General features: G+C 66.5%; 11 protein-coding genes. 10 read left to right on the top strand and 1 reads right to left on the bottom strand.

Annotated features, from left to right (window positions below):
* Positions 1-78: 78 nt before the first annotated feature.
* On the bottom strand, positions 79-1,275 hold the full coding sequence (locus ACYP5B_RS43025) for a glycosyltransferase (RefSeq protein ID WP_400092940.1): 1,197 nt from the start codon (positions 1,273-1,275) through the stop codon (positions 79-81).
* A gap of 358 nt (positions 1,276-1,633) precedes the next feature.
* Here ACYP5B_RS43025 and ACYP5B_RS43020 point away from each other — a divergent pair, with 358 nt between their 5' ends.
* The 10 genes from ACYP5B_RS43020 to ACYP5B_RS42975 all read left to right on the top strand — a co-directional run bounded on the left by ACYP5B_RS43020 (position 1,634) and on the right by ACYP5B_RS42975 (position 15,342).
* The gene (locus ACYP5B_RS43020; RefSeq protein WP_459573662.1) at positions 1,634-2,890 is read left to right on the top strand and encodes an oligosaccharide flippase family protein; all 1,257 of its coding nucleotides are present in this window, start codon (positions 1,634-1,636) and stop codon (positions 2,888-2,890) included.
* Positions 2,890-3,954, top strand: a complete 1,065-nt coding sequence (locus tag ACYP5B_RS43015) for a glycosyltransferase family 4 protein (RefSeq protein WP_318234433.1) — start codon at positions 2,890-2,892, stop codon at positions 3,952-3,954. The genes ACYP5B_RS43020 and ACYP5B_RS43015 overlap by 1 nt, the downstream gene beginning before the upstream one ends.
* Before the next feature lie 48 nt (positions 3,955-4,002).
* Complete coding sequence (locus tag ACYP5B_RS43010; RefSeq protein WP_459573661.1) at positions 4,003-4,692, top strand: PIG-L deacetylase family protein; 690 nt, start codon at positions 4,003-4,005, stop codon at positions 4,690-4,692.
* A 741-nt stretch (positions 4,693-5,433) separates the two neighbouring features.
* Positions 5,434-6,420: a GlxA family transcriptional regulator gene (locus ACYP5B_RS43005; RefSeq protein ID WP_459573688.1), complete on the top strand. Its 987-nt coding sequence runs from the start codon at positions 5,434-5,436 to the stop codon at positions 6,418-6,420.
* Positions 6,421-6,538: 118 nt separating this feature from the next.
* Positions 6,539-8,071, top strand: a complete 1,533-nt coding sequence (locus tag ACYP5B_RS43000; RefSeq protein WP_459573660.1) for a mannose-1-phosphate guanylyltransferase/mannose-6-phosphate isomerase — start codon at positions 6,539-6,541, stop codon at positions 8,069-8,071.
* 208 nt (positions 8,072-8,279) lie between these two features.
* Positions 8,280-9,659, top strand: coding sequence for an undecaprenyl-phosphate glucose phosphotransferase (locus tag ACYP5B_RS42995; RefSeq protein ID WP_459573659.1), 1,380 nt, complete (start codon positions 8,280-8,282; stop codon positions 9,657-9,659).
* A 76-nt stretch (positions 9,660-9,735) separates the two neighbouring features.
* Positions 9,736-11,967 carry a polysaccharide biosynthesis tyrosine autokinase gene (locus ACYP5B_RS42990; protein ID WP_459573658.1) on the top strand — a complete coding sequence of 744 codons (2,232 nt, stop codon included), beginning with the start codon at positions 9,736-9,738 and terminating at the stop codon, positions 11,965-11,967.
* Between the two features lie 66 nt (positions 11,968-12,033).
* Positions 12,034-13,152, top strand: coding sequence for a GDP-mannose 4,6-dehydratase (gene gmd, locus ACYP5B_RS42985; RefSeq protein ID WP_400092933.1), 1,119 nt, complete (start codon positions 12,034-12,036; stop codon positions 13,150-13,152).
* Between the two features lie 5 nt (positions 13,153-13,157).
* A complete protein-coding gene (locus ACYP5B_RS42980; protein WP_459573657.1) occupies positions 13,158-14,147 on the top strand; it encodes a GDP-L-fucose synthase family protein in 990 nt (329 codons plus the stop codon).
* Between the two features lie 19 nt (positions 14,148-14,166).
* Positions 14,167-15,342 carry a glycosyltransferase family 4 protein gene (locus ACYP5B_RS42975; RefSeq protein WP_400092930.1) on the top strand — a complete coding sequence of 392 codons (1,176 nt, stop codon included), beginning with the start codon at positions 14,167-14,169 and terminating at the stop codon, positions 15,340-15,342.
* Positions 15,343-15,502 lie beyond the last annotated feature (160 nt).

Here is a 15,502-nt window from a genome sequence, read left to right as displayed (position 1 = left end):
GCCATGGCGTTGCCATGGCTGCGCGGGCAGCGGCACCCCCGAACGGGTACTGCTTGTGTCTTGTCACGCAAGCGAGCGTCAGGCAGCCGCGCGGCGCAGCGTTTGTTTGAATTCGTTCAAGGTATGCCGGGCCAGCAGGTGGGCCCTGGCGGATTCGGCCGACGGCGCCGTGGCCGCCACGGGCCAGGACAACTGGTCCAGCGCGCGCTGGATGGCGGGGCCGGACAGGTCCTCCAGCACCGGCCCGAGCTCCTGCCCCTGGCAGAACCAGCCGATCAGGCCGTCGGTGGTGGCGATCACGGGCTTGCCAAAGCGGTAGGCCTGCACCAGTACGCCGCTCATGCCGTAATGGCCCTTGTAGCCGAGCCAGACGGCGTCGCAGGCGGAGAACAGGTCCGCCTCCTCCTCGTCGGTGATGAAGCGGTCAAAGATCACGGGCGGCGGTGACAGCGTGGACGCGGCCGCCTGCAGGAACGCGCGCGTCTGTGGGTCCTGCTGGCCGGCAATCACTAGCATGGGCGCGCGCGGGTGGCCGGCCAGCGCGGCGACCAGTTCGCAAATGCCCTTGCGTTCCGTGACTGCGCCGTACACCAGCAGGCAGGTGCCGGCGCTGCGTCCCGGGCCTTGGCCCAGCCCCAGCCGCTGCCTGGCGGCCGCGGGATCGGCCGGGAGCGCGTCGGGACAGGGATCGGCCAGGTAGGCGAGGGCGGTGCGGCCGTTGCCGCGCGGATACCACTGCGCAAGGGTCGGGTCGATCGACAGCAGGGTCTTCATGCCGCCGGACTCCACGGCACGCCGGAACAGCCACGTCTTGACCGCGTTCACCAGCGGCTGGTGCGGGGACTTCACGCCCACCTTGCTGTGATGGAAGTTTGCGCGCATCGTAATGCCGACCCATGGCACCTTGGCAAACGGCGAGCCAAGCAACGGGAGCACATAGAGGAAGTAGTCGGCATAGGGCACCACCACCAGCGAGATGTCGCGCAGGCCGGCCGCGACCTGGAAGGCATGGCGGAAAGTGCGCCAGAAGCGGACATAGCTGATCTTGCCCAGGCCGCTGCCCACCGCGGGCGGTGGCTGCGTAAAGACGATGCTGGCGGCGGGATTCTGCCCGGCCAGCATGCGCTGGGCGAGCGGATGCGCCTGGTTGCCGGGGTCGGTCACCACCATGCAGTGGTAGCCGGCCTCCGTGTAGGCCTGTACCGCCCATTCGACGTAGCGCCAGCGGTGGCCGGTGAAATCGTGCTCGATGATCAGTGCGGTTGGCTCGGACATCGCGTTTTTCATGCACGGTGGGGCGAGCCCGGTGTGCGGCGGGTTGCGGATGTTGCCACACTAACACCGCCGTCTTTGCGCCGGACGCCAATTTGCGGGCCGGCTTGGCGGATAAAGGCGGGCGGAGGCGGGCAAGGGCCAGCAAGGGACAGCGAGGGCCAGCGAGAGCCGATTGCGCAAGCCCGCCCCGGCGCCGCACGCATGTGACGGATTAACGCTAGGCGATGGCGATTCCTGTTGCCGCGCCTACGGTAAGTTGTGCTTCATGGCTGGCGCACGGCGCCGGCCGGGCCGGCACGGATGCCCGTGCTGGCTGCACCGGTGCCTGGCATCGGTGCTCAACCAATGTTGGGGCAATATGGCCAGATCCCTGAGGAATGCCTTTTTCCTGCCGCTGACCGGCCTGCATGCTAGTTCGGCCGCGTGGGTGCTGGGGCAGCAGGTGCTGGTGCGGGGGCTGGTTGCCGTCAAGTTCCTGATGGTCGGGCGCATCCTGGGCCCGTCGGCGGTCGGGATCGCCGCCGTGGCGCTGCTGGCCGTGGCGATTGCCGAGGCGCTCAGCGATACCGGCTTGCCCCAGGCAGTGGTGCAGGACAAGCAAACGCCCACCCCCGACCAGCTCAGTGCGCTCTGGACCGCGCTGACGTGCCGTGGCGCGGGGGTGGCATTGCTGCTGGTCGCGCTGGCGCCGCTGCTGGAGGCGCAGTTCCACCTCGCGGGCTCCTTGCTGTTGCTGCAGCTGGCTGCCGCCCTGCCGCTGATTCGCGGCCTGGCCTCGCCGGCCTATTTTGTGGTGACCCGCGACCGGGGCTTCCAGCATATTGCCGGGATCGAGGTGGCGGCCGCCGGCACCGACTGCGCCGTCAGCCTGGCGTGCGCTTTCGCGGGCGCGGGCGCCATGTCGATCCTGATCGGGCTGCTGGCCGGCGAATCCGTCAAGACCGCGCTCACCTGGCTGAGCATGAGCCCCCGGCCACCGCTGCGCCTCCAGTGGGCCGGCATCGGCCACTACGTCGGCTTCAGCCGCTGGATCTGGGCGGGCAGCGTGGTCAACCTGCTGCTGAACCAGTTCGACAAGGTCATCGTTGGCAAGCTGCTCGGCCCGGCCCAGCTGGGCGCCTACCAGATGTCGTCCAAGTTCGCGCAGATGCTGCTCGCCGATGCCGGCATCGCGATCTCGCAATACCTGTTTCCCACCTTTGCCGCCCGTTTCCGCAAGCAGGATGGCTCCGACGCGGTGCTGCTGCGCCGCTTCGTGCTGATCGGCGGCCTGGGGCTGGCGATCGTGGTGGTGCTGCTGCGGCTGGTGGCCGAGCCACTGTTCCTGCTGGTGCTGGGGCCGGCCTGGCTCGGCGCGGTGCCGTTGTTCCGCATCTTCACCATCAATATGGCGATTGGCGGGCTGATTGCCGTGCTGGTCGCCTACCTGCGCGCCGTGGGCATCCCCAAGGCCGCCACGCATGCCTCGGTGCTGCAGGTCTGCGTGTTGCTGGCCACCGTGCCGCCCGCCACCCGCTACTGGGGCGCGCAAGGCATTGCCTGGTCGATGACGGCGGGCCTGGCGGTCGCGGCGGCATGGATGCTCTACCAGATCCTGAAAATGAGGAGGGTGTGATGCGGATTCTCCATCTTGTGCTGGCGCCGCGCCTGTCAGGCGCGGAGATGCTGGCGAAAGACCTGGCCATCTACCAGCAGGCCCACGGCGACACGGTCTGCGTGTCGGCCCTGATGCCACAGCAGGAGGACTTCGCGGCGCTGCGCACGCAGCTCGATGCGGCTGGCGTGCTGTGCCTGTTTCCGGACCAGCCCCGGCGCTTGGCCGGGCGGCTCTGGCACCTGCGCGGCGTGCTGCGCGACTACCAGCCGGACATCATCTTCGCCCACGCCACCATCCCGGCCTTCTATGCGCGGGCCCTGCCGTCGCGGGTGCCGGTGGTCTACGTGATGCACTCCGCCGCCAACGATTTCGAGAGCACCGTGTTCCGCTACGTCGAGCGGATGCTGTCCACGCGCGCCCGCGCGGTGATCGGGGTGTCGCAGGGGAATATCCGCGACTATATCAACTCGGTGGGCACGCACCCGCTGATGGCGGTGATCCCCAACGGCGTGGACACCCGCCGCTTCTTTGTGCGGCCCGCGGGCCAGCGCGAGGCGGCGTCGCGGCTCGTCATCCAGGTGGGCCGCTATGCGGCGATCAAGAACCAGCTGCATACCGTGCTGGCGTTCCGCGAGGCGCTCAAGAGCGTGCCGAACGCGCGGCTGGAGATGTATGGCGTGATCGAGGATCCCGATTACTACGTCAAGGTCTGCGCCCTGGTGGAAGAGCTGGGCCTGGCCGACAAGGTGCGGGTCAACGGGCCGCAGACCAACATCCCGGACCTGCTGGCGGGCGCATCCGTGTTTGCCATGCCGTCGGCATCGGAGGCGCACAGCATTGCCTTTCTAGAAGCGTTGGCGACAGGCATGCCGGTCGTGGCGAGCGGCATTCCCGCCTTTGCTTTCGCCCGCGACTTCGCGGGCGTGCAACTGCTGGACACCGGCGATGCCGCCGCCTATGGCGCGGCGCTGACAAGGGCGCTGGCGCAGCCGCGGGTCGCGCGCTCGCTTGATGGCCTGACGCTCAAGGACACGGCCGACCAATACCGCGCGCTGGCGCGCAGGCTGATCAGCACGGCGTGACGGGTGCCCTGGGGCGCCTGGCGTCACGGGATAAGAACCGGAGGAGATATGGAACCCAAGCGTGTACTCGTCTTGAGCCCGCACGCGGACGATGCGGAGCTGGGCGTGGGCGCATACCTGGCCCGGGTCATCGATGCCGGCGGCGAAGTGATGGTGGCCTTGGCAACGGTAGGGAAGAGCCGGTCGCTATGCCTGGGCCGGGAGGTGACCGAGCAAGAACGGCTCGACGAGTTCTCCGAATCGATGAGCGTGCTTGGCGTGCAGACGACCGAGGTCCTGACACGGGGGCTCGATGGGGTGCTGGACAGCTTTCCGCGCGCGCAGATGGTCGGCATGCTGGACGCGCTGCAGAACCGCTTCGAGCCGGACGAGGTGCTGATCCCGCTGTCGTCTTCGCACCAGGACCATCGCTATTGCTGGGAGACCGGCGTTGCCGCCACGCGCCTGAACCCCGCCAAGCATGCCCCCCACCTGGTAGCGGCCTATGAGTATCCGGCCACGTGCTGGGGCGGCGGCGGCATCGTCAATCCCCTGGGAGGCTCGCTCTATATCGATGTGAGCGCCACCTGGCCGCGCAAGGTGGAAGCGTTGCGCAGGCACCGGTCGCAAATGCATGAGGGAGCGGGGCACCTGGTCAGCATCGAAGGCGTCACGGCGCTGGCGCAGTGGCGAGGCGCGGAAGCCGGCTTCGCGCTGGCGGAAGTGCTGCACATCATGCGCGCGCGCTGGCCGGGATGAGGCTGGCCTGCTGCCCCAAATTTGCGTATGCACAGGCCCGGGCACTACGGGCCGTGTCGCGGCACGCTGCGCAAGGGTACTAGTCCTGCGCGCTCGCGCCGACTGCACCCGTCACCGGGTTGCGCCGGGTTCAGCGACCGGCCGCCAGCGCTCGCGCGCCACGCTTTCAGTCCCCCTGGTCAAGCAAGCCGTCCGTCCTGTGACGGCAAAGCCCTCCTGCGTCTCGGCGAGACATAAATCTTTCATTCATCCCCGGAACAACAAAAAAGATCGGCGATGGCCATCGGGCGATATATCCGAATGGCTGGTCCATGGCATTAATTAATTTGTAATAAATTTCAATGTTGGTAATGATTTTATCTATGTTTCAGTGTGGCCGAAGCTCCACCCCAAATAGTGGAATTAATGTCGGATTCCCGCATTCGTGCACCTATTCCGACACTTATGTTCGGTAGGTAACGCACCAATTGGTGCAGCGTTTGGTGCAACGCATCATTCCTCGTAGAGTAGGACATGGTTGCAGAACAGCACACTGGGACAGGCGATTTTAGGTGAGGTCGCTACCCAAAAAGGCTGTATTTACAACGGCTTGCATGGAATTTTGGAGCGGCGGATGCCTTCCGCCAACATCTCGCTACTTTCCGACACGGACGTATTCGTCTGGATCTGGGATCGCTAGGATGCATTGCAACACCAATAAATTCGCGCAAGAACGGATCAACAATTTTTTTGGGGAAAATCATGCCGTACGCCCAACTCGAACCCACAACGGTTAGTTGGCTTCATGCCTCAACTAACCGTTCAAAGTGCGCCGCTCGGCGCGTCGGCATTTTGTTGTTCGATGGTTTTTCATTATTGGGCGCGGGTTTGGTGGCTGAGCTATTCCAGACCGCTAATGAATGTTCCGCGTCCGATCCGGCTAAAGAATCCGCTTATGACGTCCGCCTTCTCTCGGTCGACGGGGGCAGCGTTGCCTGCTCCGCGTCCGTACGGGTCTGGACGGATGGCCTCGATCCGCGCCAGTTCATCGGCTTCGATGTGCTCTTCATCGCCGGTGGCGCGGGCGCCCATACCGCCGCGGCAGACGAGCGGCTGCTGCGCTGGCTGCGCGTCGTCTCCCCCCGCACTCCCACGGTGCGGCCCATCGCCGAAGGCCGGGCCGTGCTGGCGGCAGCCGGGGTCCTCAAGCCGCAGGAGGACGAGCATCGCAATCCCGTGTTCGGGCTGCATGCCTCGGATGAGTCCGGCGAGCAGTACGAACTCGTCAGGGGTGCGCTGACGCTGATCAAGCGCGATCTCGGCCTCGACGTGGCACGCGCGGTCGGTACCCGCGTGATGCCCGCCTGGACCGCCCGCCTGATGCCTCGGCTCGCCGATACCGGTGCGACCAGCGCGGGTGACAAGATCCGGGCGGCCGCGCGCTGGCTGCATGAGCACTGCGAGCAATCCATCTCGGTGTCCGATGCGGCGCAGGTGGCGGCCATGAGCGAGCGCAACTTCCTGCGCCGCTTCAAGCTGGAAATGGGCGTGACGCCGTCCGACTACCTGCTGCACGCCCGCCTGGATACCGCTTGCAGTTTCCTGGCCGAGACGGAGCTGCCTGTCGACAAGGTGGCACGGCGCTGCGGCATGGGCAATGGCGACAGGCTGGCCAAGATCTTCCGCAAGCGCATGTCGATTTCCCCCACGGAATACCGTCAGCGCAGCAAGGTCAGCAAGGTGGGGTAACAGGCATGCGGGGCAATGCGCGGGTCCGCAGGTCCGCGCATTGCCCCGCGTAGACGATTGGCGCCACGGGCCGCTTGCGAGAGCGAGAGCGCGGCGCCCGACCAGGGAGGGCTGGATCATGTCGAAGAAGATGCTGAAGCCTGTTGCCGTGCAAACCGGGGACGCCGTTGCGGTGGCGCCGGACACGCCCGCGCGCTTGCGCATTGCGCCCGTGGTGCTGGCCGGCGGCGCCGGCACGCGGCTGTGGCCGCTGTCGCGAGAACATTTCCCCAAGCAACTGATCGACCTGGTCGGCAAGGACTCGCTGCTGCAGTCCACGCTGCTGCGCATGCAGGGCTTCTCCGCCGGTCACGAGATCGAGCCCAACGCCATCATCGTCTGCGGCGACGAGCATCGCTTCATCACCAGCGAACAATTGCAGGCCAGCGGCATGCAAGGCCGGCTGGTGGTGGAACCGGCCCGGCGCAATACGGCGCCCGCGCTCACGCTGGCCGCATCGCTGGCGCTGGCCGGCGGCCAGGACGCAATCCTGGTGGTCATGCCGGCCGACCACGCGATTGCCGATACCGGCGCCTTTCACCGGGCGCTGTCGATCGCGGCCGCGCATGCCGACGAGGGGGCCATCGTCACCCTTGGCGTGCCGCCCACCCGGCCTGACACGGGCTATGGCTACATCAAGCTTGGCGAGCTGCTGCCCGACGACGTGCGCCATATGGAGCGCTTCGTCGAGAAGCCGGCGATCGAGCTTGCCGCGCAGTACGTGGCCAGTGGCAACTACTGGTGGAACAGCGGCATCTTCGTGGTGCGCGCCACGGTCTGGATGAAGGCGATCGAGGCATTGCATCCGGCCATCCACGAGATGTGCGTTGCGTCCATGGCCGAGGGCAAGCAAGAGGGGCAGTTCTTCCGGCCCGCGTCGAGGCAGTTCTTCCTGAGCCCGTCGGACTCGATCGACTACGCCGTGATGGAGCGCCTGGACCACCCGGCCTCACCGTGCCGGGGTGTGGTGGTGCCGCTGGAGGCGGGCTGGTCGGACCTGGGCTCGTGGGACGCCGTGTGGGATGCCATGGACAAGGACGCCGAAGGCAACGCCGGGCGCGGCCGCGTGGTGTTCGAAGGCGCGCATTCCAGCTATGTCCATTCCGACGGGCGCCTGGTGGCGTGCGTCGGGACCAGCAACATCGTGGTGGTGGAGACCGCCGACGCGGTGCTGGTGGTGGATCGCTCGCACGTGCAGGACGTCAAGGATGTGGTCGCGCGCATGAAGATCCTGCACGCGCCGGAGGCCGACGCGCACCGCAAGGTGCGCAGGCCCTGGGGCTTCTATGACTCCATCGAGCATGGCGATCGCTTCCAGGTCAAGCGCATCGTGGTCCAGCCGGGCGCGCGCCTGTCGCTGCAGCTGCACCACCACCGCGCCGAGCACTGGGTGGTGGTCAGCGGCACGGCGATGGTCACGCGCGGCGAGGAGCAGTTCCTGCTCAGCGAGAACCAGTCCACCTTCATTCCGCTCGGCGTGCTGCATCGCCTGGAAAACCCGGGAAAGCTCCCGCTGGAAATCATCGAGATCCAGTCCGGCGGCTACCTGGGCGAGGACGACATCGTGCGCGTCGACGATACCTACGGCCGCTGCCCGGGACCACAAACATAAGGGAGCAAGGCGCCAAGGAGCGCCGGGCCACGCGCGCGCCGCCGGAGGCGACCATGGGGAGGTCGTGCCGGCGCGGCAGGAAAGCGTGACGTGGCGCGCGGGGGAGTGACGCAAAGGAAGTGACGCAAAGGAAGTGAAGCAAAGGAAGTGAAGCAACGCAACGAGTGGTGAAGAAACGCGAAGGGCTGGGAAGAACGGGGAGAGGAACATGCTCAAGATCGAAGGGTTGCTGGCGCGCCTTCTGGACGTCGCGCTGGTGTTTGCCGGTGCCGCGATTGCCTCGCACATGCGCTTCAACGACATGTCGCAGCGCACGTTCTACGACGTGTTCATCGCGCTCTCCGTCGCGTTCACGCTGGCCTTGTTCCCCGCCTTCGGCATCTATGAGTCCTGGCGCGGACGCTCCAAGATCGGGCTGGCCGGCCATATCGCGCTGGCCTGGCTGCTGGTGCAGTTCAGCGGCGTCATGGTGCTGTTCTCGTTGCACCATATCGACATCATCTCGCGCCTGTGGTTCGTCTACTGGACGGGCTCCACCGGCGCCATGCTGATCGTGTCGCGCCTCATGACCCATGCCGTGCTGGGCCAGGTCCGCAGCGCGGGCATGAATTTGCATAAGGTCGCCGTGGTTGGCTGCGGCGCGCACTGCAGCGCGGTCATCCGGCGCGGCGTGGCTGCGCCTGCCTCCGGCTTTCGCGTGGTGGCGGCGTTCAACGTGGCGCCGCAGGCCGGCAGCCTCAACGCGAAGGTGCCGACGTTCGACGATCGCGCCGCCTTCCACCGCTATATCCGTTCGCAGGATATCCACGAGCTGTGGCTGGCGCTGCCGCTGTCGCAGGAACGGACCATCCTTGAGTTCGTGGAGGAATTCCGCGACGAGCTGGTCAATGTCCGCTTCATGCCCGACCTGCACAGCCTGGCGCTGTTCGACAGCGGCACCATCGAACTGATCGGCATGCCGGCAATCAACCTGGTGGCGTCGCCGCTATCGGCCACCGCGCTGCGCCAGAAGGACGTGTTCGACCGCCTCTTTGCCGCGGCGGCGCTGATCGGCCTGTCGCCGCTGCTGATCGCCATCGCCATTGCCGTCAAGCTGTCGTCGCGCGGGCCGGTGCTGTTCAAGCAAAAGCGCAAGAGCACCGACGGGCGCATCTTCACCATCTACAAGTTCCGCTCCATGCGCACGCATGCCGAGGCGGCCGGCGTGGTGACCCAGGCCAAGCGCAACGACCCGCGCATCACGCGCGTGGGCGCGTTCCTGCGGCGCACCAGCCTGGATGAGCTGCCGCAGTTCTTCAACGTGCTGCGCGGCGACATGTCGGTGGTGGGGCCGCGCCCGCATGCCATCGAACATGACGACCAGTACCAGAAGCTGGTCAGCGGCTATATCCACCGCTACCGCGTCAAGCCCGGCATTACCGGCTGGGCCCAGGTAAATGGCTACCGCGGCGAGACGGATCGCATCGAGAAGATGGAAGGGCGCATTGCCTGCGACCTGTACTACCTGGGCAACTGGTCGTTCGCGCTCGATATGCGGATCATCGCGGCCACGGTGGTCAAGGGCCTGGTGCATCGCAACGCGTACTGAACGACAAGACGGGGCCGCGGCACGCGCGAAGAGCGTAGCCGGCGGGAAGCGATGGTTAGATGCAAGTCAACACGATATGGCGACCTCATTCGATACCCAATACACCGATGTCTCCGGCCCGACCGAGCTTCGGCTGTCCGACTACCTGGTGACGCTGGTCGACCACTGGCGCATGATCGCGGCCATCACCTTGCTGGCGCTGGTGCTCGGCACGGTCTATGCACTGCTGCAAAAGCCGGTCTATCGCGCCGACGCCATGATCCAGGTGGAGGAAAGCAAGGGCGGCAACGCCAATGCCAACCAGGGATCGTCGCTGCAAACGCTGTCGTCGATCTTCGATCCCAACTCCTCCACGGCGGCCGAGATCGAGCTGATCCGCTCGCGCCTGGTGGTGGAGGAGGCGGTGCGCAAGCTGCATCTGGATATCGCGGCCAGGCCGCGCTACTTCCCGGTGATCGGCGCGTGGCTGGCGGCGCGCAACAGCGGCCTGGCGCCGCCCACGGAGCTGCTCGGCCTGTCGCAGTACGCGTGGGGCGCGGAATCCATCACGATGTCGCTGTTCGACACGCCGCAGAAGTACTACGGCAAGGTGTTCACGCTGATCGCCGACAGCGCGCACACCTACACCTTGCGGGATCCCGAAGGCAAGTCGGTGCTGCAGGGCCGGGTTGGCGAGGAGGCCGCAGGCACCACCGCGCTGGGCCCGGTGCGCATCCGCGTGGACGAGCTGGTAGGGCGCAACGGGTCGCAGTTCGAGCTGGTGCGCGCATCGACCATCGGCACGGTGGAACGTATCCAGCGCGCGCTCGCCGTGGGCGAGTCCGCCCTGCAGTCCGGCATCATCCGCGCCAGCCTGGAAGGGCCGGACGCCAAGCTCACCGCGGACATCGTCAACACTGTTGCGCGCCAGTTCGTGCAGCAGGACATTGGCCGGCGCTCCGCCGAAGCCGAGCACACGCTGGCGTTCCTGGACCAGCAACTGCCGGCGCTGCGCAAGGAGCTGGACCTGGCGGAAGAGCGCTACAACTCCTTTCGCAATCGGCAGGGCACCGTCAACCTCGGCGAGGAAGGCCGGCTGCTGCTGCAGCAGATCGTGGAGAACAAGACCAACCTGGCCCGCTTGCAGACGCGGCTGGCCGAGATCCGCACGCACTACACCGACGCCAACCCCGCGGTGGTGGCGCTGATGGCACAGATCGAAACGCTGAGCGCGCAGCAGGGCACGCTGCGCCGCAGCGTCTCCGTGCTGCCCGATACCGAGCAGACCGCCCTGCGGCTGGAGCGAGACGTGCGCGTGGATACCGAGCTCTATACCAACCTGCTCAACAACGCGCAGCAACTGCGCATCGTCAAGGCTGGCCAGGTCGGCAACGTGCGCGTGGTGGACTTTGCCGAACCCGCGGACGATCCGATCCGCCCGCAACGCGCCATGCTGGTGCTGATCAGCGGCGGCATCGGCCTGGTGCTGGGGGCCTTGCTGGCCTTCCTGCGCAAGGCCCTGTATGGCGGCGTGGAGCATCCGGAAGAGCTCGAGCGGATGCTGGGCGTGCCGGTCTGCGCGGTGGTGCCGCGTAGCCAGACGCAGCTGCGCTTGCAGCGCGAGCTGCGCGCCTCCGGCAGCAGCGGGCTGGGGGTCCTGGCGGCACGCGCGCCGGACGACATCGCGGTGGAAGGCGTGCGCGCCTTGCGCACCACGCTGCAATACGCACTGCGAACCGCCCGCAACAATGTGGTGATGCTGACCGGCTCGCGCCAGGATGCCGGCAAGTCGTTCCTGTCCGTCAACCTGGCCGCGCTGGTGGCGTCAGGGCGCAAGCGCGTGCTGCTGATCGATGGCGACATGCGGCGCGGCGAGGTTCACGTGCACTTCGGCCTGTCGCAGGTGCCGGGCTTGTCCGACACGCTGATGGGCACCGACATCGACTCCGTGGTGATCCGCGGGGTACTGCCCGGCCTGGACGTGCTGACCCGCGGCAGCCTGCCGCCCGACCCGGCGGAGCTGCTGATGAGCGATCGCTTCCACACCATGCTGGCTTTGTTCAAGCAACGCTATGACATGGTCATCATCGACACGCCGCCGGTGCTCGCGGTCACCGATGCCGCGCTGCTCGGGCGGCATGCGGGCACCGCCTTGCTGGTGGTGCGCCACGGCCGGCATTCCGCGGCCGAGGTCAGCGAGACCGCGCGGCGCCTGAACAGCGGCGGCGTGACCCTGCAGGGTGTGCTGCTGACCGACGTCCCCAAGCCGCCACTGCTGCTGCGCACGGGCTACACCGAGTACTACGGCTACGAAGGGCGGGTGAAGTAAGGCCGCGGGGGGCCGCTCACTCGAAATCCATACCAAGCATTACCAACGAAAGGCGGGAGAAAGATGATGACGCGCAAGGTTGCTCTGATCACTGGCGTTACCGGGCAGGACGGTTCGTATCTGGCTGAATTGCTGCTCGACAAGGGATACGACGTGCACGGCATCAAGCGCCGCACTTCCCTGTTCAACACGGACCGCATCGATCACCTGTACCGGGAGCGGCACGATCCCGACCGGCACTTCTTCCTGCACCACGGCGACCTGACGGACGCCACCAGCATGCTGCGCGTCATCCAGCAGGTGATGCCCGACGAGATCTACAACCTGGCGGCCCAGAGCCATGTGGCCGTCTCGTTCGAGGAACCCGAGTACACGGCCAATGCCGATGGCCTTGGCACGCTGCGCATCCTGGAGGCAATCCGCATCCTCGGGCTGCAGAAGAAGACGCGCTTCTACCAGGCCTCCACCTCCGAGCTGTACGGGCTGGTGCAGGAGATCCCGCAGAAGGAAACCACGCCGTTCTATCCGCGCAGCCCATACGCGGTGGCCAAGCTCTATGCCTATTGGATCACGGTCAACTACCGCGAAGCCTATGGCATGTACGCCTGCAACGGCATCCTCTTCAACCATGAGTCGCCGGTGCGCGGCGAGACCTTCGTCACCCGCAAGATCACGCGGGCGATCTCGCGCATCGCGGTCGGGCTGCAGGACGAGTTCTACCTGGGCAACCTGTCCGCGCTGCGCGACTGGGGCCATGCCCGCGACTACGTGGAGATGCAATGGCTGATGCTGCAGCAGGACCAGCCGGAGGACTTCGTGATCGCCAGCGGCGAGCAGTACAGCGTGCGCGAGTTCGTCCAGTGCGCCGCTGCCGAGCTTGGCGTGACCGTGCGTTTCGAGGGCAGCGGCGTGGATGAGGTCGGGATCGTGGAGTCGGTCAGGGGCAAGGAGACCAAGCTCACCCCGGGCAAGGTGATCGTGCGTGTGGATCCGGCGTACTTCCGGCCCACCGAGGTGGAGACCTTGCTGGGCGACCCGTCCAAGGCCCACGCCAAGCTGGGCTGGGCGCCGCGTACGCCGTTCTCCAAGCTGGTCAAGGAGATGGTCCGTGCCGATTTCCAGATTGCCCGGCGCGATGCGCTGGTGACGCTGGCCGGCTTCCAGGCGCTGGAACACCACGAGTAATCACCATGGACAAGAACACCGTCTTCTTTATCGCAGGCCACAACGGCATGGTGGGCTCCGCGCTGGTGCGGCGGCTGCGGGCCGATGGCTACCGCAACCTGGTGACGCGGGATCGCGCCGAGCTGGACCTGACGGACCAGGGCGCGGTGCACCGCTTCTTTGCCGACGAGGGCATCGAGGTGGTGCTGCTTGCCGCGGCGCGCGTCGGCGGCATCCTCGCCAATGCCACGCGGCCGGCCAGCTTCCTGTACGAGAACCTGGTCATCGAGACCAACGTGATCCATGCCGCGTACCAGGCAGGCGTGAGCCGGCTGGTGTTCTTTGGCTCCTCCTGCATCTATCCACGTGACTGTGCGCAGCCGATCCGCGAGGAGTACCTGCTGACGGGCGCGCTGGAGCCCACCAACGAGGCCTATGCGATCGCCAAGATCGCTGGCTTGAAACTCTGCGAGGCCTACAACCGGCAGTTCGGCACACGCTATCTCTCGGTGATGCCGACCAACCTGTACGGCCCCAACGACAACTACGACCTGTCCACCAGCCACGTGCTGCCGGCGCTGATCAGCAAGGCCTACACGGCGACCCAGGAGGAGGCTCCCCGCATGACCATCTGGGGCACCGGCAAGCCGCGCCGCGAGTTCCTGCATGTGGACGACCTCGCCTCGGCCACGCTGTTCCTGCTGGAGCGCGAAGTGCCGGAAGGCGTATTCAACGTCGGCACGGGCCGGGACTTGCCGATACGCGAGCTGGCGGAGCGGATATGCCGCATTTCCGGCTTCGAGGGCGAACTCGCGTTCGATACCTCCAAGCCGGACGGCACGCCTTGCAAGCTGCTTGACGTTTCGAAACTGGGGCAGATCGGCTGGCGGCCCGCGATCGGCCTTGATGAAGGGATTTCCGCCGTCTACCAGGAGTATTCGCGGCGCAAGGAAGAGGGGTTGCCCAGGGTCGAGCAGGCAGGGGCAACAGCGCTCTCCGGCGCCGTTATCGAGTGACCGCAAACAGGAGATAACAATGTCAGGCTCAGTCACGATATTCCACAACGTAGTCTGGTCGCGCCACAAGGGCGCGGTGTTCTCGGCGTTGCACAGCCAGTCTGCGGCGAGCTCGATCCATTACGACATGGTGCAGATTGCGGAGACGGAGCACTTCCGGCTCGGCTTCTCGGACGTCGACTACTCGTTTCACAACTATCCCATGCACCAGCTGTACGCTGGCTGCTATGAGGATGTGCCGCGCTGGAAGATGACCGCGCGCCTGACCTGGGAAGTGCTCAAGGCCAAGGGCGAGCTGGTGGTGCTGCCGGGCTACCACCGCCCGGAATACTGGGCGATGCTGCTGGCCTGCATCGTCACCGGCAAGCGGCGCGCGGTATTTTGCGACTCCACGGGGCGGGACCGGCCGCGGCGCATGCTGACCTCCATTCCCAAGCGCGTGTTCTTCTCGCTGTGCCACGGTTACTTCGGCTTTGGCGAGCGCAGCCGCGAGTACCTGATGTCGCTCGGCGCCAAGCCGGAGCGGATCTTCACGCCCTGCCAGGCGGCCGCCATGCCGGCCACCTACAAGCCCGAGCAAGCCTTGCAGGAGCGCCTGAAGCATCGTGCCGACAGCGCGCCGGTGTTCCTGTACGTAGGCCGGCTGTCGGAAGAAAAGGGGCTGGACACGCTGCTGGAAGCCTTCGCCGGCCTGCACAAGAGGATGCCATCGGTAACGCTGCGCCTGGTCGGCACCGGGCCGATGGCAGGCACCCTGCGCCAGATGGCGGCGGAACTCGGCGTTGAGAACGCGGTATGCCAGGTCGGCAGCCTGCAGGACGAAGGCCTGTCCGAGGAGTACTACCGGGCGGCCTGCATGGTCCTGCCCAGCCATAGCGAGCCCTGGGGCCTGGTGGTCAACGAGGCGCTTGCCCACGGCTGCCCGACGGTGGTCAGCGAGAACTGCGGCTGCGTGCCGGAGCTGGTGCTCGAGGGCGAGACCGGGTTTGCGGTGCCGGCGCGCAGTGTCGATGCGCTGCAAGCCGGCATGACCCGCGCGCTGGCGGCATTCGCGGATACGCAGGCCACCGCCGAGCGGTGCCTCACCGTGATCCGGCGCTTCGATCCTGCGAACGCCGCGTCGAATATCGCGCGGGGCTGCGCCGCGATGCTGAGCGAGCCGGAAGTGCATCAGCGAACGGGCGTGCAGACCTAAGCCAGGACCGAGGCCCCGGGCGGCCTTTCTTACTGCTGCGTGTCTTGACCTTGCGATGGCCGCTGCGGCCATTGCAGGGAGGGTTGCGCGCGTTCGGCGCATACGCCGTTTATCCCCGGTCGGCCGGCTGGCCGGGAGCAAGGCGTCACGTTGCCGGAGT

It is taken from the genome of Cupriavidus sp. 8B, from assembly GCF_054589115.1.
This window is presented reverse-complemented; position numbering and strand designations above follow the sequence as displayed.